The sequence below is a fragment of the Sphingopyxis sp. genome, assembly GCF_035998965.1.
Lineage (GTDB): Bacteria > Pseudomonadota > Alphaproteobacteria > Sphingomonadales > Sphingomonadaceae > Sphingopyxis.
This window is the reverse complement of the sequence record NZ_DASYHE010000079.1, coordinates 33,549-54,665: the sequence shown is the minus strand read 5'-3', so window position 1 is coordinate 54,665 and position 21,117 is coordinate 33,549. Positions and strand designations below refer to the sequence as shown.

Annotated in this window: 17 protein-coding genes; 5 read left to right on the top strand and 12 right to left on the bottom strand. The window is 63.7% G+C overall.

What is annotated here, in order from left to right:
* Position 1: 1 nt before the first annotated feature.
* Genes VGN68_RS13440 through VGN68_RS13420 form a run of 5 tightly spaced genes read right to left on the bottom strand, consistent with a single transcriptional unit; the run spans position 2 to position 5,286 of the window.
* A complete protein-coding gene (locus tag VGN68_RS13440; protein WP_327477381.1) occupies positions 2 to 307 on the bottom strand; it encodes an REDY-like protein HapK in 306 nt (101 codons plus the stop codon).
* A gap of 14 nt (positions 308 to 321) precedes the next feature.
* Entirely contained in the window at positions 322 to 1,488 is a 1,167-nt protein-coding gene (locus VGN68_RS13435; protein WP_327477380.1) for an amidase, read from the bottom strand.
* Entirely contained in the window at positions 1,485 to 2,849 is a 1,365-nt protein-coding gene (locus tag VGN68_RS13430) for a phenylacetate--CoA ligase family protein (RefSeq protein WP_327477379.1), read from the bottom strand. Before VGN68_RS13430 ends, VGN68_RS13435 begins: the two co-directional genes overlap by 4 nt.
* Positions 2,846 to 4,132, bottom strand: coding sequence for an MmgE/PrpD family protein (locus VGN68_RS13425; RefSeq protein ID WP_327477378.1), 1,287 nt, complete (start codon positions 4,130 to 4,132; stop codon positions 2,846 to 2,848). Before VGN68_RS13425 ends, VGN68_RS13430 begins: the two co-directional genes overlap by 4 nt.
* On the bottom strand, positions 4,129 to 5,286 hold the full coding sequence (locus VGN68_RS13420; protein WP_327477377.1) for an MmgE/PrpD family protein: 1,158 nt from the start codon (positions 5,284 to 5,286) through the stop codon (positions 4,129 to 4,131). Before VGN68_RS13420 ends, VGN68_RS13425 begins: the two co-directional genes overlap by 4 nt.
* 107 nt (positions 5,287 to 5,393) lie before the next feature.
* Between VGN68_RS13420 and VGN68_RS13415 the strand changes: the two genes are divergently transcribed.
* Entirely contained in the window at positions 5,394 to 6,158 is a 765-nt protein-coding gene (locus VGN68_RS13415; protein ID WP_327477376.1) for a GntR family transcriptional regulator, read from the top strand.
* Positions 6,159 to 6,163: 5 nt separating this feature from the next.
* Here the strand turns inward: VGN68_RS13415 and VGN68_RS13410 are convergent, their stop codons facing one another.
* From VGN68_RS13410 to VGN68_RS13390, 5 genes are read right to left on the bottom strand one after another with little or no spacing between them, the layout of a single operon-like run.
* Entirely contained in the window at positions 6,164 to 7,255 is a 1,092-nt protein-coding gene (locus VGN68_RS13410; RefSeq protein WP_327477375.1) for a CoA transferase, read from the bottom strand.
* Between the two features lie 22 nt (positions 7,256 to 7,277).
* Positions 7,278 to 8,495 (bottom strand): CoA transferase, encoded by a 1,218-nt coding sequence (locus tag VGN68_RS13405; RefSeq protein WP_327477374.1) that lies wholly within the window; start codon positions 8,493 to 8,495, stop codon positions 7,278 to 7,280.
* A gap of 14 nt (positions 8,496 to 8,509) precedes the next feature.
* A complete protein-coding gene (locus VGN68_RS13400; RefSeq protein ID WP_327477373.1) occupies positions 8,510 to 9,691 on the bottom strand; it encodes an acyl-CoA dehydrogenase family protein in 1,182 nt (393 codons plus the stop codon).
* Between the two features lie 45 nt (positions 9,692 to 9,736).
* Positions 9,737 to 10,246: a MaoC family dehydratase gene (locus VGN68_RS13395; RefSeq protein WP_327477372.1), complete on the bottom strand. Its 510-nt coding sequence runs from the start codon at positions 10,244 to 10,246 to the stop codon at positions 9,737 to 9,739.
* Positions 10,239 to 11,207, bottom strand: a complete 969-nt coding sequence (locus VGN68_RS13390; protein WP_327477371.1) for a CoA ester lyase — start codon at positions 11,205 to 11,207, stop codon at positions 10,239 to 10,241. Before VGN68_RS13390 ends, VGN68_RS13395 begins: the two co-directional genes overlap by 8 nt.
* Positions 11,208 to 11,209: 2 nt before the next feature.
* Between VGN68_RS13390 and VGN68_RS13385 the strand changes: the two genes are divergently transcribed.
* The gene (locus VGN68_RS13385; protein ID WP_327477370.1) at positions 11,210 to 12,118 is read left to right on the top strand and encodes a DUF1838 family protein; all 909 of its coding nucleotides are present in this window, start codon (positions 11,210 to 11,212) and stop codon (positions 12,116 to 12,118) included.
* Positions 12,119 to 12,230: 112 nt separating this feature from the next.
* On the opposite strand, the gene VGN68_RS13380 is transcribed toward VGN68_RS13385, so the two are convergent.
* Positions 12,231 to 14,720 carry a TonB-dependent receptor gene (locus VGN68_RS13380; RefSeq protein ID WP_327477369.1) on the bottom strand — a complete coding sequence of 830 codons (2,490 nt, stop codon included), beginning with the start codon at positions 14,718 to 14,720 and terminating at the stop codon, positions 12,231 to 12,233.
* Between the two features lie 129 nt (positions 14,721 to 14,849).
* Positions 14,850 to 15,533 (bottom strand): hypothetical protein, encoded by a 684-nt coding sequence (locus VGN68_RS13375; RefSeq protein ID WP_327477368.1) that lies wholly within the window; start codon positions 15,531 to 15,533, stop codon positions 14,850 to 14,852.
* A gap of 170 nt (positions 15,534 to 15,703) precedes the next feature.
* On the opposite strand from VGN68_RS13375, the gene VGN68_RS13370 reads away from it, so the two are divergent.
* The 3 genes from VGN68_RS13370 (at position 15,704) to VGN68_RS13360 (ending at position 21,108) form a co-directional block, all read left to right on the top strand.
* Positions 15,704 to 18,211 carry a TonB-dependent receptor gene (locus VGN68_RS13370; protein ID WP_327477367.1) on the top strand — a complete coding sequence of 836 codons (2,508 nt, stop codon included), beginning with the start codon at positions 15,704 to 15,706 and terminating at the stop codon, positions 18,209 to 18,211.
* Between the two features lie 87 nt (positions 18,212 to 18,298).
* Entirely contained in the window at positions 18,299 to 19,558 is a 1,260-nt protein-coding gene (locus tag VGN68_RS13365; RefSeq protein ID WP_327477366.1) for an MFS transporter, read from the top strand.
* Positions 19,555 to 21,108 carry an FAD-binding oxidoreductase gene (locus VGN68_RS13360; protein ID WP_327477365.1) on the top strand — a complete coding sequence of 518 codons (1,554 nt, stop codon included), beginning with the start codon at positions 19,555 to 19,557 and terminating at the stop codon, positions 21,106 to 21,108. The genes VGN68_RS13365 and VGN68_RS13360 overlap by 4 nt, the downstream gene beginning before the upstream one ends.
* The last annotated feature ends 9 nt before the right edge of the window (positions 21,109 to 21,117 follow it).

Genomic DNA, 21,117 nt, shown 5'->3' with positions numbered 1-21,117 from the left:
ATCACAGATCCTCGGTCAGGATGAAGGTCGGATTGTCGGTGAACTGGCCGAATGCCGCCGCGACCTTTTGAAATTCGGCGTCCGACACGTCGGCGACGAACGCATCCATGCCATGAATGTCGATGACCTCGATATAGTCATAGGGCGGCGCCGCGTCGGACCCGAACAGGCCGGTGGCGCGGTGGACGGTAAAGGCGGCGACGCTCCCCAGCGCGTTGACGCCGGGAATGTCGGTGCCGCGCGCCCACGCCTCATAGTCCGCAGCGCTGGCGCCGTCCTTCAGGTTGAACAGACAGATGATGCGCATTTTGGTTTCTCCCATCATGGCGCGCGATAGGCGCAAAGCGTTGAATCGATCTGGCGGGCGAGCGCGAACAACGCCGCCTCCTGCCCCGCTGCCCCGACCAGTTGGACGCCGACCGGCAGGCCGTCGTCGGTCCACCCCGCGGGCAGTGCCAGCGCCGGTAGCCCGGCGATATTGGCGAGGCAGGTGAAATCGGCCTGCGCCGCAGGTTCGGGGCCGTCGTGCGAAAAGGCCGGGTTCGGACAGGTCGGCAGGATCAGAAAGCCATGCGCCGCGACGAAATCGCGCAGTTGCGCGCGTGTCCGCGCCAGCACTGCCGCGTCGGCAGCCCTGTCGGCGTCAGAGCGGCGCGGACCATAGGTCAGCAGCTTGGCAAGATGCGGCGACAGGTCCGGAACTTCGGCCAGATGTTCGGCCATGGTGCGCGACACCTGAATGAACCCGGCAAAGCGCACGCGACCCGGCGGGTGATCGAGCCGCACCGCCACCGGCGGCTGCGGCAGCGCCGCACAGGCTGCGGCAAAGGCCCGTGCCACGGCAGGATGCAGCTCGACACCATGATCGGCGAGCGTACACCCCGCGCCTGCGGTCGGCACCGCTGTCCCGACCTCCGAAATCAACTCTGCCGTCCGTTCCAGCAGATCGAGGTCGCGGGCGAGCGGGCCGATGGCGTCGAGCGCCAGGTCAGCGGGTTCCAGCCCGTCCTGGCTGACGCGCGCGGTTGCCGGTTTGAAGCCGTAAACGCCGCAATGCGCCGCCGGGATGCGCACCGACCCCATGGTGTCGGTGCCAAGCGCGATGCCGCACAGCCCCGCCGCGACCGCCGCGCCGCTGCCACCCGACGAGCCGCCGGGCGACCAGCCGGGCCGGTGCGGATTATGCGTTCGGCCATAATGGGGATTGTCGGTCTTGGCCCCCAGCGCCGCCTCTTCCATGTTGAGCGTGCCAAGGATCGCCGCCCCCGCCGCGCGCAGCCGCGCGACGCAGTCGGCGTCACGATCCGCGATACGGCTGCGAGACGCCGCCAGCCCGCCGGTCCATGGCAGGCCCTTCATCATGATGTTCGCCTTTACCCCCACAGTCAGCCCCGCCAGCGGGCCATCGCCAAACGCCGCGCCCTCATCCCAGTCGAGGAAAGCGTGGAGCGGCGCGTTGGCCGCCTTCAGGGCCCCGAAATCGATCAAAGCCCGCGCTCGTCGATCAGCCGCAGCGGCTTTTGCCGTCGGTCGATCTCGGTCGCCGCGGCGGTGTCGCCCGGTTCGACCAGACAAATCTCGACCTCGACGCCCAGCCCTTGCTTAAGGAGTACGCCGAGCGCGGCCGCGTCGGTGCCGCCGCGGCTTTCCAGCGTCACCGTCATCGCGTCGCGCTGCGCCGCGTCGCGGCGCAGGTGACAGACATATTCGCCGGTCAGGTCGCCGCGATTTTCGATGATCGCGCCGATCGCATGGGGAAAGACGTTGATGCCGCGCAGCTTGACCATATTGTCGCTGCGCCCCTTGAACCCCACGATACGCTTGAATGCCAGTTCGCCGCGGCCATCGAGTTCGTGGGTGATGTCGTGGGTGTTGAAGCGTATGCACGGCGCGACGTCGCGCTTGTACAGACAGGTGACGACCATGTCGCCGGTGCCGCCCCGCGCCACCGGCTGCCCGCTGTCTACGTCGAGCAGCTCAAGATATTGCGCATCTTCCCACACGTAGAGGCCATCGCGGTCAGGCCCTTCGCCGGCGATCGCGCCGGTGTCGCCGACGCCGTACCAGTCATAGGCCCTGGCGCCGTGCCACGCCGCCTCGGTCGCTTTGCGGTCCTCGGTCCCCAGATGGCCGATAATCATCTTGATGTTGATGCGGTCGAACAGGCCGTCCGCCTCCGCCTGCGTCGCCAGTTTGCGGATATAATCGACGAAACCGACCAGGCAGGTGACGCCGAAATCGGCCATCAGCCGCACCTGGTTCGCCGAACGCGTCTCGATGCCCGTGCCTGCCGACAGAAAGATCGAGTTGGTGAAATGCGTCACCGCCTCGCGGATATAATGGCCGCCGTTGATCATGCCGTGGCCGTACACCGACTGGACGACATCGGCGGGCGACAGCCCCATCCAGCGGTACATGCGCCCGACGAGCAGATTGCCGACCTCGCGCCCCCACGGCCCGAACATCAGCACCTGCGGCTTGCCGGTGGTGCCGCTCGTGGTGTGAAAGATGGCGGGCGGCCGGTCGGCGCCGCCGAGCCCGGCGAAATCGCCATAGGGCGGATGCGCGTGGATGGAGGCCATCAGGTCGGATTTGTCGTATACCGGCAGCTTGCCGATATCGGCCAACCCGCGAATGTCGCCGGGTTCGATGCCCTGTGCGCCCCACAATCGCTGATAAAAGGGGATCTGCCAGCCGCGCTGCATCAACTCGCGGAACTGCGCGTCCTGGATGGCGAACAATTCATCGCGGCTCATGCTGCGATAACGCGCGGTGAAAGCATCGCCGACGGGATAGTCGGTCAGCATCCGGCGATGGTCGAGCGCCTCGAAATAGGTCGGAAAACTCATTGCGGCTCCGTGAAATATGCAAGCGGTTGGTAAAAGATGCGCGGATGAGCATCTGCGGAAGCGAGCGCGCGGGTGAGGTCGCGCTTCGCCGCAAGTTCGGCGGCATCGAGCGGATTATCGGGACTGCCCAGCGTGTGCGCGACGGGATGGTCGGTGCGGCGCCCCGCGCCGTCGATGATCGTCAACCGCTGCGGGAACAGCGCATTGGGATCGTCATTGCCGTCGGGAACCAGGCGGACCTTTGCGGCGAGCGCGGCGAGCGCCGAGTCGGCAAAGCCTTCGGGGGTGAAGCGCCGCGGATCGATACGCCCGTCGGTCAGCATCAGCGCCGTCAGGAACGGCAGGCACAGCCGCGCATAGGCCGGAGTCATGTCGGGGCGGTAGGGCCGCCCGACGAGACGGTGGATCAGCGGCGGCGCCGCAAGCTCGATCGCCGCGATGCTTGCCCGATCGGGGGAGAGCGCCGCCAGCGCGCCGAGCATTGCGTGGCTGGCGCGGCCCGAGGGATAGGGCTTCATACTGATCTCGGTGATCCGCCAGACCTGGCCCAGCGTGGCGGCATAGCCGTCGAGTTCGCCATCCTCGAACAGCCTGAAATAGCCGAACGGCCCTTCGATCGGATCTTTCGGCCCGGAGAAGCCCGCGGCGGCCAGATCGCTGGCGACGATGGCGGCGCGTGCGGCGTTGGCGATCTGGAATGGCAGCGTCGGCGATCCTTCGACATGCGCCTGCATGGTCCCCGCCGCCGACGAATAGGCCAGGCCAAGCGCATCGGCGAGCGGCGCGCCATCGAGCCGCGCGACCGCCAGCGCGGCGCCCATCACCCCGGCGACCGCGGGACGGAAAAAGCGCAGGCCACTGGTCGCGCCGATCCCAAGCCCCGCCGCAACATCCACGCCGACGGCCAGCGCCGTTAGTGCGGCGTCCGCGTCGCACCCGCCGCGCCGGTCGATCGCTGCACCCAGCGCCGCGGTGACGACGCTCAGCGCATGGACGACCGCCCCTTCGTGCACCGCATCCCATTCCAGACAATGGATGCGATAGCCGTTGACGAACGCTGCCGACGGCGCGGGGAGCCGTTCCTGCGTACCAAGCAGCCGCGCCTCGCCGCCGGCGCCGAACGCGCGCGCCGCCGCCAGCACCGCCGCCTCGCCCGGTGCATCGACTCCCGCTGCCCCAACCGCCAGCGTATCGGCGAGCAGTCGTTCCGCCGCACCGCGCACATCGGGCGCCAAGCGATGTTCGGCGCCGACAAACTCCAGCAGGGCCGCTGTGGCGCTCATCCCAGCCAATCCTCCAGAAGCATGGTGAGCGCCGTGACATCGTCGCCATGCAGCACCGCCGCGACCGCGCGATCGGCCTCCCCGGGCGCCAGCCCGCCCCATGTCACCAGGCAGCGCAGCTTGGCGACGATATCCGCCTCGCTCACCGGGCGTTCGGGGTCACCGCGTGTGTCGATTAATTCGAGCCCGTTGACGCGCGCGCCGAAATGCGCGGGATAGCGCGCGCTGATCGCGGGATCTTCGGCGACGGTCACCTGCGCGCGCAGCGGCGCCAGCGCGGCGATCGCCTCGGGTGTGAAGTCGGTGGGCTCGGCCTGCCGCCCAGCCGCGATCACCGCGACCGCATGTTGCAGCGAGAATTTCGCCTCGATCTCGGTTCGCGGATCGGGCCGATCGCAAAAGGTCAGCGCATCGGCGTAGGTTTCGACCCGGAACGGCGCGTTCAGCCGGCCGGCGGCGCGCAGTTCCAGCGCGGCGTCGATCGCCGGATGCGCGTGGCGGCACGCCGCAAAGGGTTTGAAACTGACCTCGCCGATGAGCCAGCCCTCGCCCGCACTGCCCAGTTTGCCGGGCGCGCGCGTCATCGCCGCGAACAGCCCCTGCGGACCTTCGAGGATCGCCGCCGGTCCCGTGATTCCCACCGCTGCGGCGCGCGCGGCAGTATGCCCCGTCGCGACCGCGTGATAGACGTGCCACTGTTTCGTCTGCACGTCGTCGTGGCGCATGTGCCACAACCCGCCCGCGACCGACGCCGCATTACCGAGCGCCCAGCCCGTCGCCTCGCGGTTCAGCCCCAATACGCTGGCTGCGGCCGCCGCCGCGCCGATCGTCCCTGCCGTCGCGGTCGGATGCCATTGTGCATAATGATGCGCGTCGAGCGCAGTGCCGACCGCGATCATCGCCTCGTAACCGCGCACTCCGGCTTCGAGCAGCACCGCCATGTCGGTCGGCCCTGCCACCAGCGCCGCCGGCCAGATGACCGGCCCCGGGTGCAGCAATGCGGTGCGATGAACATCATCCATCTCAAGCACATTGCCCAGCAGAGCAGCGTCGGCAAATGCTGTGCCCAGACCGCGCCCGCGACCCCGAATCGGATGGTTTCGCGCCCCGGCAACACAGGCCACCCAGTCGAGCAGGTGCCGCCGCGCGCGCATCCTCTCGCTTTCCCCCACGGTGCGGGCTAGGCTGCTTGCAAGCTGCACGGTAAGGGGCGGATTCATTGCACCATGCCTCCCGTACCGCCCCTATCAAGGAGCTGAATTTGCCGAGCGATATTTCGACGAACGAGGTCGCGATCAAGTCTACGACCCCCCGTTATCTGCAACTTGCCGGGGAATGGCGGGCGGCGATCCTGGCCGGCAGCTTCGCCAACGGCGATCATTTTCCGACCGAAACCGAATTGTGCAAACGCCATGGCGTTTCGCGATTCACGGTTCGCGAGGCGCTGCGACGCCTGCAGAATGAAGGACTGATCGCCCGCAAACGGGGATCCGGAACGACCGTCCAGCCGGCGGCGGCTCGCGGGGGTGCGTTGCATCAGCCGCTGTCCAACGTTGGCGAAATCCTGCAATATGCCCGCGACACCAAAGTGGTTTACGAGCCGCGGGGCGCGGGGAAGCTGCCGCGCGTGATCGCCGAGCAGATCGGTGAGAACACGCTCGGCGAGTGGACCTGTTTTCGGGGCATCCGCCGTCATGACGGCGACAGCCTGCCGATCGCTGTCACCGATGCCTATTTTCACGAAACGCTTGGCGATGCGATCGACCGCCTGAATCTCGGCGCGGGGACGTTGTTCAGCCAGATCGAACAATTGTCTGGGCGCAGTGTCGGGCGCGTCACACAGGATATTCAGGCCGTAGCGGCGCGCGGCGAGATCGCCGCCGCACTCGGCATCCGGCGCGGCGCCGCGGTGCTGCGTATCCTGCGTTGCTATTTCGATCCGCACGGCGCGCTGTTCGAAATTTCTGTCAGCCACCATCCCGGCGACCGCTTCGCCTATTCGATGCACATCGACGTCGACGACTGACCGCGTCATGGCTGGGCGAGGTCCGGCACCGATGCGGGAATCCACTGCGGCTCGTTGGCAAAGCGTATCGGCGGCGCGATATGATGCCCGCCGTCGGCGCCCGCAACAATCAGGCCGCGCTCGGCGACTACCGGGGCGTTGAATGCCTCGCGAAAATCGAGCACGGGGGCGAAAGCCACATCCTTGTCGGCGAACCACGCGGTCCATTCGTCGCGTGTGCGCGTTGCAAAGGTCTCACGCAGAAAAGCGATCAGCGGCCCCTGCTTGCCCGCCGGCGCCTCGGCATAGGGCAGCAGATCGTCGCGGCCGAGCGCGCCAAGCAGCACGCGCGCGAACTTGATCTCGCGCCCGCCGAGCGCAATGTGCCCGCCGCCGCGGGTTGCATAGACCTGATATAAGGCTGCGCCGCCCAAGGAGCGCTGGTGCGACGAGACCGGCGACGCGCCGCCCGCAATCGCGCTGCCCGCGATATGCGCGCACCAGGGCAGCAGGCTGTCGAACATCGCGCAGTCGATATAGTCGCCCGCGCCGTTACGCTCGCGGCCGACGAGCGCCATCAGCACCGCCGACAGCGCGGTCAGCCCCGCCGCCATGTCGGCCGACGGCGCACCCGGCACCACCGGCGCGCCCACGCCGTCGCCCGCATCGTTGACCGACAGGAACCCCGCCATCGCCTGCACCGCCATGTCATGCGCCGGATGATGCGCCAGCGCGCCCTCTTGGCCGAAGGCGGAGATCGAGCAATAAACGATGCGCGGGTTGAGCGCACGCACCGTGTCATAATCGAAGCCCAGCCGCCTCATCACGCCGGGGCGAAAGCTCTCTACGAACACGTCGGCGCTGCGGCACAGTTCGGTCAATCGCGCCTTGCCCGCCACACCCTTGAGGTCGAGCACCAAGCTTTCCTTGCCGCGGTTTAGGTTCGCAAACCACACCGAGTGCCCGGCCTCGAACGGCGCCTGCTCGCGCGCGGGGTCGCCCGTCGGCGGTTCGACCTTGATCACGCGCGCACCTTGGTCGGCCATCATCACGGTCATCATCGGTCCTGGCAGGAATTGCGACAGGTCCAACACGGTGATGCCCGACAGCTTACCCATGATCGTCCTAAAACTCCGATGCTCAGACGACGCCAGCGGCGCGCAGCCGCGCCACCTCGTCGCCATCATAGCCCAGTTCGCCGAGAATGGCGTCGCTGTCGGCGCCGAGCAATGGCGCCGCGCGGTTGGGCAGGCGCCCGCCATCGAGCTTGATCGGATTCGCCAGAATGTCGATACCCGCCCGGTGCGGATGATCGACCTGATCGCGCATCTGCACCGTCTCAACCCAGTCGCTATCCAGCGCAGCGCCCAGTGTGTAGACCGGAGCGACGGGCACGTGCCCCGCCAGCAGCGTCTGCCAATGCGCCATCGGCTGCGCGGAAAACTCGGCGTCGAGCAGCGTGGTGAGCGCGTCGCGATTGGCCAATCGGTCGGCATTTGTCGCAAAGCGGGGATCGGCGGCCAAGTCAGCACGGCCCATCCGGTCCAGCAGAATATCCCAGAATTTTGGCAGCTGGCACATCACGAACATCCAGCCATCGGCAGCGCGGAACATCTGGCTGGGGGTTGCCGAAGGATGCGCGGAGCGCGGGGTGCGCTGCGTCTCGTCGCCCTCGTTCATGTACCACAGCGCCGGATAGCTGGTCTGATGCAGCGCGGCGGAAAACAGGTCAGTATCGACGTCGCGACCCTTGCCGGTGCGCTGCGCGTCGACCAACGCCGCGAGCAGGCCGATGCTCATGATGGTGCCGGTCATGAAATCGACCATCGAGAGCCCCATGCGCTGCGGCTCGCCATCAGGATCGCCGGTTAGCGCGCAATAGCCCGCCTCCGCCTGCATCAGATAGTCATAGCCGGGCCAGGCGCTGCGCGCATTGCCGCGGCCATAGGCCGACAGATGCGCGCACACGATTGCCGGATTGACGTGTTTCAGCGCGTCATAGGTGATGCCGAAACGCGCAGGCAGGTCGCCGCGCATGTTGTTCGCAACGGCGTCCGCCGACGCGGCGAGCTTATGAAACACCGCCATGCCCTCGGCGGCACCGAGGTCGAGCGTCAGCGAGCGTTTGTTGAGGTTGAATGCCTGAAAATAGAGGCTTTCGTCAGCACCCAGAAAATGGGGGCCAACATGCCGCGCCGTATCACCGCCGCCGCGCCGCTTGCCATCGCTCTCCGCCTTGCCCGGCGGCTCGATCTTGATGACATCGGCGCCGAGCTGCGCGAGGAACATGGTGCCATAGGGACCGGCACCATATTGTTCGACGCTGACGACGCGGAAACCGGTCAGGGGAAGGTACATCGAGTGGGACGCCGTCACGCCGGGTTGTTCTTGAAATGCTGCTTCGCGATGATGATCCGCTGCATTTCATTCGTCCCCTCGCCGATGCACATCAGCATCGAATCGCGATAATAGCGTTCGATGTCATATTCCTTGGAATAGCTATAGCCGCCGTAGACCCGCATCGCCTCCTGGCTGTTGTCAACCGCGGCTTCTGACGCAAAATACTTCGCCATCCCCGCCTCCATGTCGCAGCGATCGCCGCGATCATACGCCTCGGCGGCGTCGAGTGTCAGCAGCCGCGCCGCGCGCGCGCGCGTCGCCATCTCGCCGATCTTCAGCTGGATCGCCTGGTGATTGGCGATCGGTGTCCCCATCGTCTCGCGCTGCTGCGCATATTCGGTGGCGAGCCGCAGCGATCCTTCGGCGAGCCCGACACCGCGCGCGGCGACGTTGATGCGGCCGAGTTCTAGCCCGCCGGTCGCCTGGAAAAATCCCTGCCCCTCGACGCCGCCGATCAGCTGGTCGGCGGGAATGCGATAATCCTGCATGACCAGTTCGGCGCTATCGATCGCCTTATACCCCAGCTTGTCGAACTTCTTGCCGGTGGTCAGCCCGTCGCGCTTGTCGGCGATGAACAGGCTCATCCCCTTGTAGCGCGGATTGGCGGCGGGATCGGTCTTGGCGAGCAGCGCGAAGCAGGAGCCGTTGATCGCGTTGGAAATCCATGTCTTGGTGCCGTTCAGGACATAATCGTCGCCGTCACGCCGCGCGACGGTACGGATCGCCTGCAAGTCGGTGCCGGCGTTGGGTTCGGTCAGCGCCAACCCGCCGCGCACCTCGCCCGTCGCGAATTTGGGAAGCCACTGCGCCTTCTGCGCCGGGGTGCCGAAGCGTTCGACCGCCGCCGCCATGATCAGATGCGAATTAAAGATGCCGGTGATCGCCATCCAATAGGAGGATATGCGCATCACGATCTTGGCATAGGTTGTCGCAGGCAGGCCCAGCCCGCCATATTCCTGGCCAATCGTCGCGCCGAACAGTCCCATTTCGGCCATTTGTGCCACCAACTCGGCGGGCCAGATGTCGCCATGATCATGATGACGGATGACCGGAATGACCTCGCGTTCGAGCCAGCGGTCGATCGCATCCAGAAACGCCCGTTCTTCATCGGGATCGATGGTACGGATCGGTTCGACCAGTGCGGCGGTCGCCATGACATTCTCTCCCTTGTTCTTTTCCACGCGCCCGATGTCGCTGCTTCAATCGTCGACCGGACCGCAACCACGCTTCCAGATCAGCATCGTCCGCTTGAAACTGCACACCGTGTCGCCATGCTGATTCTTGCCGATGGTCCGGATCGTGACGATCCCCTGCTCAGGCCGCGACGATGATTCGCGTTTGTCGAGCACTTCGCTCTCGGCATAGAGCGTGTCGCCGGGGAACAGCGGATGCGTGAGACGAATCTCGTCCCAGCCCAGGTTTGCGACGGCCTTCTGGCTGGTGTCCGACACGCTCATGCCCACCATCAGCGCGACGGTGAAAGGCGAACAGACCAGTGGTTTGCCGAACTCGGTCTTCTTGGCAAATTCATAGTCGAAATGCGCTGGATGCGTGTTCATGGTGAGCAGCGTGAACCACACATTGTCGGTGTCGGTGATCGTCCGCCCGGGCCGATGCTCATAGATATGCCCGATCTCGAAGTCCTCGAAAGACCGGCCAAAGGTCTCCCGAAAGCGGTTTTCTCCAACCTGCTTTACCCCGTCACGCATCGATCTGTCCTTTGCTTCGCGCAAGCAGCGCGCGATATTTCATGATAATGGGTTTCTCGAGCATCCGACCCTCGTGACGCACAGCGCGACCACCCGCCGCGTCGAAAGCCGCGAGTGCGGCTTCAGCCTCTGCAATTTGCGCTGCGGACGGCCGAAAGGCCTGCTCGATGACGGGCACCTGCGACGGATGAATGGCCGCCTTGGCCGCGAATCCCAGTGCCTGCGCGCGACCGCACTCAGCAGCGAGCCCGTCAGGATCGTCAAGGCCGACAAAAGGGACGTCGATGGCGGCCACGCGCGCTTCCGCTGCTGCGAGCAATAGCGCCTGACGCGCGCCCAGCAACGGCTCCCAAGCCATCTCGACACCCAGTTCGGCCGCGAAATCGCCGCCGCCGAACATGATCGCACCAACCCGGGGGGCGACTGCAATGGCTTGCGCCTGCCGCAACCCGCGTGGGGTTTCGACCAGCGGCACCAGCAAGGGACAGCGATCGCCGAACAGCTTGGCGACAAGCTCGGCCTCTGCGGCCGCTTCGACCATCGGTAGCAGCAGCACGGGCGGCAAAGTCGCAGCATCGAGCAGCGCTGTCAGATCCCTTACCCCGGCGGCGGTCGCAAGCGCATTAATGCGCAGTCCCCATCCCTCAACATTTTCGGCTATATGAACAAGAGCCGCCGCCCGCGCGCCATGTTTGTCTTCTGGAGGGACCGAATCTTCAAGATCAATCACTGTCAGACCAGCCCCCGACGCCTTCGCCTTGGCGAACCGTTCCGGTCGCGTTCCGGGTACGAACAGCAGGCTGTTGGCGGCAAACATGAAAAGGGCGATCCTCCCGGCTTCGTCGTCGATTATCTTCTTCACAATTTGTCCGGACAAATTTAAAGTCAAGGCAGAATCGCAAATGTCCGGACAAATTTGCCGACATGACCATGAGGGAGAGTGCAGAAATGAAGAGATCAAGGTTGGCCGCACTGGCCACAAGCGTCGTCGTTGCCGCAGGCATCGCGGCCCCCGCCGCATCGGCACGCGTTCTGGATCCGGCCAAGCCGGTCGATGCCGTCGAAATATCCAAGCGGACGCAATGCGGTGTTAAGGACGGTACGCCTGCGGTATATCGCTGGACCGGTCGGGTCTATGGGCGCCGGACGGGCGAGCGCGACCGTCATCTCTTTAACGTCGAAGGGATGAATATCCGCCAATGCACCACCGTAACCGACGCCAAGCGCGGGACCGGCTATCGGATGGTCAGCCGGGAGATCATGCTCTATCTCGATCCAAAGACCAATGAAGTGCTGCGGAACTGGACCAATCCGATTACGGGCAAGACCGTCGAGGTCATGCATGTGGCCAATGACCCAGTGAACAGTCGGCCGACCTTTCCATATGGTGAGGATGGCACACCCTATGCAATGAACATGAGCCGGATCAACGACACGGTGTTTCTGGCGTTCGAGGCGCCGCTTTATTATGTGAACCCGTTGGCCGGCGACTATCAGGATTATGTCGGCAACAAATATCACGCGATGGAAATTTTCGATTTCGCGATGAGCGCGAAAGATGCGCTCGATACCAGCCTGCCGACCGCCTATCCGTCGATCGCCTGGGTGCGCATTTCCGACTGGATGCCCTGGATGATGATGGAAGGCCGTGACGGCCAGATGGTCTTCAACGCCGTCGGAACGAAGCTCAAGAGTTTCGACGAATTGCCCGCTGTCATGAAAAACGAGATCGCGACCACCTACAAAGATTATGTCGCACCGCCGCCGGTCGATGATGCCCGTCCCAACGAGACGACCTGGACCGTGTTCAAGAAATCGATCGATGCCAAACGCGCTGCGGAAGGGGCGAAGCCCGCCACGACCGCTCACTGATCGACAAAAACCCGGCAGCCGGATCCCCCGGCGGCCAAGCAATAAAAATGCCCCGGAAAGTCAGGCCTTCCGGGGCATTTTTTGATCCTGCCCCGGTCGGGCGCGACCCAGTTCAGAAGCCGGCTGTCAACGTCACCCCAAACCGACGACCGGGGCGCAGTCCGGCGATGAAATTGCGGCGAAGGTCTGCGTTGGCGTCGGCGTAACGGATGATTTGCGCGATGGCGTCTTCATCAAAGAGGTTCTTCACATAGGCCATGATCTTGAACCGGTCATTCTGCACCCCGATCCGCGCATCGACGACCACCGAGTCGCCGGTCTTGGCTAGGTTGAGCACCTGATCATAGCTTGACGCCACCAGATTGACGTTGCTGCCCACGAAAAACTGCCAATCCCCGGTTCCCATCGGCCGGCGATAATCGGCATCGACAAACACGGTGTGCGCCGGCGCCCGCGGGATATATTTCCCTTTGATCGACGCATAGCGCGACTGGCAACCGGTGATCGCTGGAAACTCGTCGCCGGTCGAACAATTGACGAGGCCGTCGTCGCTGACGTCCACGATCAGCCCGAGATTCTCGTCACTGCCCGCGGTGAATTTCGCATTGGTGTAGGCATAGTTGGCGGTGAGCGTGAAATTGCGATCCGGCCGCAAGATCAATTCGACTTCGGCCCCGTGGACACGGGCGTCGCCGCCGTTGCGCGTCAACGACACCTGGTTCGGCGGCACGGACACATTCTGTGTGATTTGATACCCCGAAATCTTGGTGCGATACAGCGCCACGTTGGCGATCAGCTGACCGTCGAGAAAGCTGTTCTTACTGCCGATTTCGAAAGCCTTGTTGTCTTCGGGATCGAAGGTCGGAAAGCCCGCGGTTATCGCCTGGTTGCTGTTGAAACCGCCGGGCTTTTGTCCTTCGGCATAAACGCCGTAAATCAAATGGTCGCGCGCCGCCTGCCAACTAAGGGTGAAGCGCGGGGTAAATTCCTTGAACGTCGCTTCGACCACGCGCGGCGCGGGCGCCGCCTGCCCGTTGCTGAAGGTCTGTGTGGCTTGCCGGATTTTTTCTTCGGCATAGCGGCCTTCGGCGGAAATCGACAACGTGTCCGTGATGTCAAAGGTCGCCGATCCGAAAACCGCCTTGTTCGTAATGTCGAAGTTGTTGGTGTTGCGGGATTCCGGCAGGTTCGCGGCGGTCACGGTAATCGGCGTAAAAATGCCGCACGCTGGCATTGCCGCACAGAGCGCCGCCGTCGCTGCGTTCGCATTGGCCTCGGCCCGCGTCAGTGCGTCGCTTGGCAACACGCGCGTGTCGCGGCTCTTGTCGGACTGATCGAAATAATAGCCGCCGATCAACAGCTTTAAGCGGTCCCCTTCATAGGCAAGACGCAGTTCCTGTGACCAGTCTCTGGTTTCCTGATGGTTCGAAAAGGTGAAATCCTGAACCGAGGTCGCGAAGGCGGTGTAGCGCAGCGTCCGCGGCGGCGTCACCGGCGCCGGGGCCGGACCCGTCGCGCCATAGGCAAAAATCACCATCTGGAAACTGTTGCCCGAATAATCGCCGTCGGTTTGGGTATCCGCAACGCGCCGGTTGTATCCGGTCAGCGATGTCAGCGTCACCCGATCGCCGAAATCGAAATCCATCCGATACGCTGCATTCAGCGTTTTCGATTCCAGGCCGACATCCTCGACATTGACGAACTGGCGGCTATAGTAGCTGTTGATCTGTTGCGGGCGAATGACGCCGCAATAATAGCGTCGCTGCCCACGATAGAGAGCCCCGTTGTCGGGGAAACAATTGTTGGCATTGGCGCTCTGGGCGAAAATCGCCGGCTGACCGTCATCGACCACATTGTAATTGGCGCGCAGCGAGGCCCGAAAGGCGCCGCCATTGTCATATTGCAGCAGTCCGAAACCCGAATAGCTTTGCTGCTTGCCGATCCGGCTGCCGTCGAACTGGTTGCGGAATTCGCCGGCATTGTCGAAGAGACGACCGCCGAGCGCAATCCCCAGCCCTTCGCCGATCGGGCCGCGCAAGCTGGCGGTCAGTTCGTAGCGACGCGTATCGGAAATATCGGCCTGCACCCTTCCGGTCCAGCGATCACCAGGACGTTTCGAAATGAGGTTGATCGCACCCGAATAGGTGTTGCGTCCATACAGCGCCGATTGCGGCCCCTTGACCACTTCGATCCGTTCGATCGTATCGACATCATAGTCGGCAAGCGATCCCGAATAATATATGCCGTCGATAAAATAGGCGACACCCGACTGGCCAAGGATATTTGCCTGCCCGCGGATCACCGGACGGTTGGCGTCGCGCCCGAACGTGTCGTCGAACACCAGCCCCGGCGTCGTTTTGGCAATGTCGGTCAGATTGTCGAGGCCCAGCCGATCGATCGACGCCGCCGTAGCGACCGCGACCGTCGTCGGTACATTTTGCAGCGTTTCTTCACGCTTGCGGGCCGTCACGATAATCAGATTGGGATCTTCATCGACCACCGGCGCCGAACCGCCCTGCGCCATGGCAGGCGCCGCGGCCAGTGACGCCACCGATGACATCAGCACGGCGGTCGAACAAAAAATACGGTGTTTGCTAAGCATGGTTTCCTCCCCCATACGGCATCAATTTGTCCGGACAACTTTCATCAATGCGCACGATTGTCCAGACAAATTTATGCCCGACCCGCTGGGCGGCCGATCGAATGTCTCTCGCAAGGCGCCCCGCGGCGCTCACCAGAACGGCTTTACCGAACCGAGCCAGGATGTGACGATCAGGAGCAGATATATGACAAAGACCCAGATCCGGGTGCGATCCATGGTGCGACGCAGGGGTCTTTCGGTGGCGTCGCTCGACCCCTCGGCGATCAGGCGCGCCAGCTGTCCGCCCACCGGCTTGAAGCTGTAATCGATCAGAATGGCCGCAACGAAGATCGCACCGAAAAGCAGCGCCTTGGTCGCGAGCCAGCCCGGCGCCAGCGGAGCCCCCGTTACCAGCGAAACCGCCCCGATCCCGAGATAAAAAAGGGTGAGGCCGAGCTTGATCGGGAGCTCGATCAGGCGTCCGGTCCGGGCGCGCGGCGTTCCTTCGTGCAGATAGATATCCCAGGTCAGCCAGAGCCAGAAGCCACCGACAATCCAGGCAGCGACCATCCATATGGGCGGTACCGCCCACCATCCCCCGCCCGCAAGAACCGAGAGTGACACCGGCACCATCAGCGCCCAGGCCGAGCGCGGGACCATATCGACCAGCACCAGCATGCGCAGCAGCACGAGCCGCTCGCCCAGCGCATAGCGATCGCGTTTACGAAAATGCTGCCCGAGCAGGAAGACGCCGACGTCGCCGCCCAGCCAGAACACGAACAGCAGCACATGGACGTATACGAGCGTCGGATAGGCCATATCGACGAGCGACATCACAACTCTCCCTTCAGCCAAATCGCCATTGCGACACAAAAGTCCGGACAAATGCCATTTGTCGCCTTGACAAAAGAGCATTTGTCCGGACAACTTTCAAGGGCGCAGGATGGGAAACCGACCGGATCGCCAACAGGCGGCCGTGCCGAAAAAACGGGAAGGTGTTGTCCATGGTCACGAAAATCATCTGCAAGCCCGCTTTATATGCTGCGGTCTCGATCGCTGCCGTCGTCGGCAGTGCTGCGCCGGCAACGGCACAGACCAGCGAAGCTGCGGCGGACGAAAGCGTCGGCGGCGTTCCGGAAATCGTCGTCACCGCCCAGCGCCGCGAACAGAGTGTGCAGGATGTTCCCATCGCGATTACGGCGCTCGATGCGCAGTCGCTGGAAACGCGCGGCGTAACGAGCGCGCTCGAGATTGCACAGTTCGTGCCGAACCTGGTGGGTATCAACAATACCGGTCTTGGCACCGGCAATGCCTATTTCCTGCGCGGCATCGGCAACACCGAGTCGATCGCGACCTTTGACCCGCCGATCGGCACCTATATCGACGACATCTATATCAGCCGCCAGAACGCCAATAATTTCAGCTTTTTCGACGTCGAGCGGGTCGAAGTGTTGCGCGGACCGCAGGGCACCTTGTTCGGCCGCAACACCACAGGCGGTGCGATTGCGATTGTGATGAAAGAGCCCGGCGACACGGTCGGCGGTTTTGTCGAGGCAGGCTACGGCAGCTTCGATCGCTTCTTGGCGCGCGGGTCGATCGACCTGCCCTTGTCCGACACGTTTGCCGTCAAACTGTCGGGCTATTTCCAGGATGACAAGGGATATGCGCGAAACGTCACCACCGGTGAACGCGTCAACGAGGACGATGGCTGGGGGGTTCGGCTAGGCATTCGCGGCGATCTGTCCGACACCGTACGCTGGAACGCCAGCCTGACGCACAGCTACGCCGCGTCCGCGAACCTGGTCAATTTTACCTGCAACCCGGTGGCGCCGACCGAATGCGATGGCCGCTATGTTTCAACCGGTCTGTCCAAAGACAGCAATTTCACGGGTCTGCTGACTGGCCGCAAGGCCGGGTTCGGGTTGGATAACGAGGCTTGGCTGAACCTCTTTACCTCCAATCTGGAAGTCGAGGTCACGCCTGACCTGACGCTCAATGTCATCACCGGTTTCGTGAATATGGAGCAGGATTTTGCGCTCGACTTTGCCGACGGACGCGCGTTGCCCAGCCTCGCAGTCCCGCGTCCCCCGGTCCTGGGGTATCGCTTCGGCGGCTTTGCCATCGTCAACGAAGGACAGCACGACCAGTTTACGCAGGAAATCAAGCTGAATGGGTCGCTCGGCGATGGCTTCATCGATTTTGTGTCGGGCATCTATTTCTACAAGGAATGGAACACGACCGATTTTGCCGATGTCTTCACCCTGCCATTGGCACCGCCGCCGACCGGCGTCCCCCTGGTCCTCGCCGATCGAACGCTGAAAAACAGCACGACCGCCTGGGCAGGCTATCTTCAGGCCGATGCCAATGTCACCGACCAGATCATCGTCACGGCGGGCATTCGCTATACCGACGAGCGCAAGACCATAAAGTTCGACGACAACCGGCTATCCTGCAACGATGCCGTGATCGAGGCGGCCTGCCTGGAAAGCGCCAACCTGATTGCGGCGAATGGGGTGCGGATCCCGACCCGGCAGCGCGCGAAAGTATGGACGCCGCGCTTTGCGATCAATTTCAAACCTTCGCGCGACCTGCTGCTGTTCGTCAGCGCAACGCGGGGCTTCAAATCGGGCGGGTGGAGCGCCCGCGCGACGTCGCCGACCGAGGCGCTGCCCTTCGGGCCAGAAAAGGCGTGGAGTTACGAGGCGGGAATCAAGGCCGATCTTTTCGATCGCCGCCTTCAACTGAACCTCGCGGCTTTCTGGCTCGATGTCAGCGACCTGCAAACGCCCTCGGCCTTCACCCGCGCCAACGGGTCGGCGGCGTTCATTACCCGCAACTTTGCCAACTATCGCAACAAAGGCATCGAACTTGAACTGACGGCGCGGCCGACTGATGCCCTCACGCTGTTTGGATCGCTCGGCTATTCGGACGATGAGTACCGGCTTGATGCCGATTTGCCCCGCTTCGATCTTTACGGCGTCGAATCGGTCGCAAGCCAGTTGGCGCGCTGTCAGGCGCAACTCGCGACCGGCCTTACCGCCGGCGGATCGGGTGCCGACAATGCCTCGGCCTGCGGCGTCGGGATTGTCGCGCCCGACGGAACGCTGGCCGAGCCTGTTCGCAGCCCGCGCTGGACCGCGGCGATGGGTGCCAGTTACGATGCGCCGCTCGGCGGTGGATTGTCGCTGCGCCCGTCGGTCAACGCCAGCTGGCGATCGAAAAGCGAGGTCAGCACGGCCAACCTGACCTTCTATGATCGGGCCTATACCAGTCCCCGCGGAACCAGCTATCCCGCCAATCCCTTTGGCGATGGCGCGGCCATCACGGGATCGTTCAGCCCGGCGCGCTGGATCGTCAACGCCTCGCTGGCGCTGGTCAGCGACCAGGGCTGGTCCCTGACCGCCGAATGCAAAAATTGCCTCGATCAGGAAGCTGTCGAATCGACGCTCACCAACTATACCTATCTCAACCGTCCGCGGACCTGGTCGATCCGGGGCAAATATATGTTCTGATCGCGGCGACAAAGATATTTGCCTGCCTCCGGGCGAGACGGATTTTTGTCTTGCCGATGACGCCGGGCTTTCTGGGGGAAACAAGATATGAGCGTCACGGATACGGCACACCAACCCGGCCGATCGGAATTTGGCAAAGGCTGGAAGGTCTTGATCGCGGCGATGATCGGCGTGGCGTGCGGCGCCTCGCCGCTGCCATACAACACGATCGGCTTCGTCATCGGACCAATTAACGCCGAACTTGGCTGGAGCTTTGCAGAGATCAGCGCCGCCATTCTGGTATTCGGTATCACCGCATCGTTGCTGGCACCGGTGTTCGGGTGGCTCGCCGACCGCCATGGGGTGCGCCGCGTGGCCATCCTAGCGATGCTCGCCTTCGGATTGACCTTTGCCCTCGTCGGCGCCGCTCCAGCCTCGCTGCTTGGATTTTACCTGCTGTGGTTCCTCGTCGGCTTGGTCGGCATCGGATCGACCCCGGTCACCTTCAGCCGCGCCGTCAATATGTGGTTCTCGCAGAATCGGGGGCTGGCGCTGGGCCTCATGCTGATCGGCACCAGCTTTGCCGCGCTGATCGTGCCGCAGGTCGCCGTTCGTGCGGTCGAAGCCTATGGTTGGCGCAGCATGTATCCGGCGCTGGCATTGTTCCCGCTGCTCGTCGCGCTGCCCATCCTCTACCTCTGGTTCCGCGAGCCGCGGGCAGACGAAATGCCGGCCGACATTCACAGCGGCGGCCAGTTGACCGGCGTCACGTTGGCCAGCGCGCTTCGCGACCGACGATTCTGGACCATCTGGCTGTCGATCCTCTGCGTCGCGCTGGCTTATGGCGGCGCCCATATCCATATGCCGGAAATCATCAAACAGCACGGCATGACCGCCGCACAGGGTGCGTCAGTGATGGGCATGATCGGGATCGCACTCATCGCAGGGCGGATCGTTACCGGCTGGTTGCTCGACCGGATCTGGGCGCCGCTGGTGTGCGTACCCGTTCTGCTCATCCCGGCAGGCGCATGCTGGCTGTTGATGGGGACCAGCACCGACGTCGCGCTGATTTACGGAGCCGCGTTTCTGCTCGGCTTCGCTGCCGGGGCGGAAAGCGATCTCATCGCCTATCTGGCCAGCCGCTATTTCGGCATGGCGAACTACGGCAAGGTTTACGGATTGCTCTATATGCCCTTTGGCATCGGGTCAGCGATCTCGCCCGTCCTTTACGGGCGGATACGCGACGTAACCGGCAGCTATGACCAGATGTTGCAGGCGGCGATGCTGCTGTTTGCGGTCGGCGCGGCGCTTCTGATCACGCTTGGCCGCTATCCCGTATTCAATCGTGAGACGGCGCGCGCGGCATGACAATCGCCGACCTGCCGCTACCCGCGGGCTTAAGATCTGCGGTCGAACCGCAGTCGTTGCTTGTCGATCGCGAAACGCGCTCGCTCTATGCGCACGACGTCTATTCAGCGGGCCCGCTGCCGTTGGCGGTGTTTCGACCGACATCGGTTGACGAGCTGGCGTGCGGTGTTGCCGCCGCTACCCGCGAGGGGATCGCGGTCGTCCCGCGCGGCGGCGGGATGAGCTATACCGGCGGTTATCTGTCGCCGATCCCCCGCTTCATTCTGGTCGATACCGGCGCGCTCGACGCCATCGTCAGCATTGATGAAACCGACATGACGGCGACGGTCGAGGCGGGCGTGACCTGGGAAAAACTGCGCGCCGCGCTGCAGGGGCGCGGCTTGCGGGCCAAGGCATGGGGCACGCTGTCGGGTTTGCACGCGACGGTCGGCGGCGGGATGAGCCAGAATGGCGTCTTTTGGGGCGCCCGCGACGGCACCATTGCCGACGCCGTATTGCGCTTCGACATTGTGCTGGCCGACGGACGGATCCTGTCGACCGGCAGCGAGTTCTTTCGGCCCTTCGGTCCCGATTTGACCGGCCTGTTCATTGCCGACTGCGGGGCGCTGGGTATCAAGGCGCGAATCACGCTTCGGCTCGTTCGGGAGGGAACGGGCCTCGCCTATGGCAGCTTTGCCTTCGACGATCACCGCGCCCTGTTTCAGGCAATGAGCGCAGTGGCGCGCGGCGGATATGCGTCCGAATGTTTTGGCTTTGACCCGTTTCTGCAGGCGCAGCGCATGAAGCGCGAAAGCCTGACCAAGGACGCGAAAAGTCTTGTGACAATGATGAAAGCGCAAGGCTCGCTCCTAAAGGGTCTGAAGGAAGGCGCGAAGGTCGCTTTGGCGGGCCGCAGCTTTCTGGACGATGTCCCCTTCTCGCTCCATTGCATCGCTGAAGCGCGCAGCGAAACGGCCGCGCGTGACGACATAACGGCGATCGAAAAGATCGTCGGCGCGGCGGGCGGCCGCGCCATTGAAAACACGATTCCGAAGATATTACGATCGAATCCGTTCCCGCCGGTCAACTCAATGGTCGGCCCCGACGGCGAACGCTGGGTGCCCGTCCATGGATTCCTGCCGCATTCGCGATTGGTCGAAAGCTGGGAGGCGATCCAGATACTATACGCCGATCATGGTGAGCAGATGGCGGCGCTCGGTGTCGAAGCGGGGGCGATGCTTGCCGCGGTCAGCCCGCAAGCATGCCTGATCGAGCCGGTCTTTTTTTGGCCCGATGCGCTAAATCCCCTGCATCGCAGCGCCGTTGAGCCAGCGCATCTTTCCAAGCTGAAAGGGTTTGATGCCAACGCCGCAGCGGCATCGCTGGTCCACACGCTGCGTGCTGGCGTCATCGACATTTTTGCCAAGCGTCAGGCAGTGCACCTGCAGATCGCGCGGACCTATCCGCTGCGCGAGAGCCATGACGAAACGGCGTGGCGTCTGTTAGAGACGATCAAGCGGCAGCTCGATCCGGCCGGACTGATGAATCCGGGGTCGCTGGCCCTGACATGAGGAGCGCGC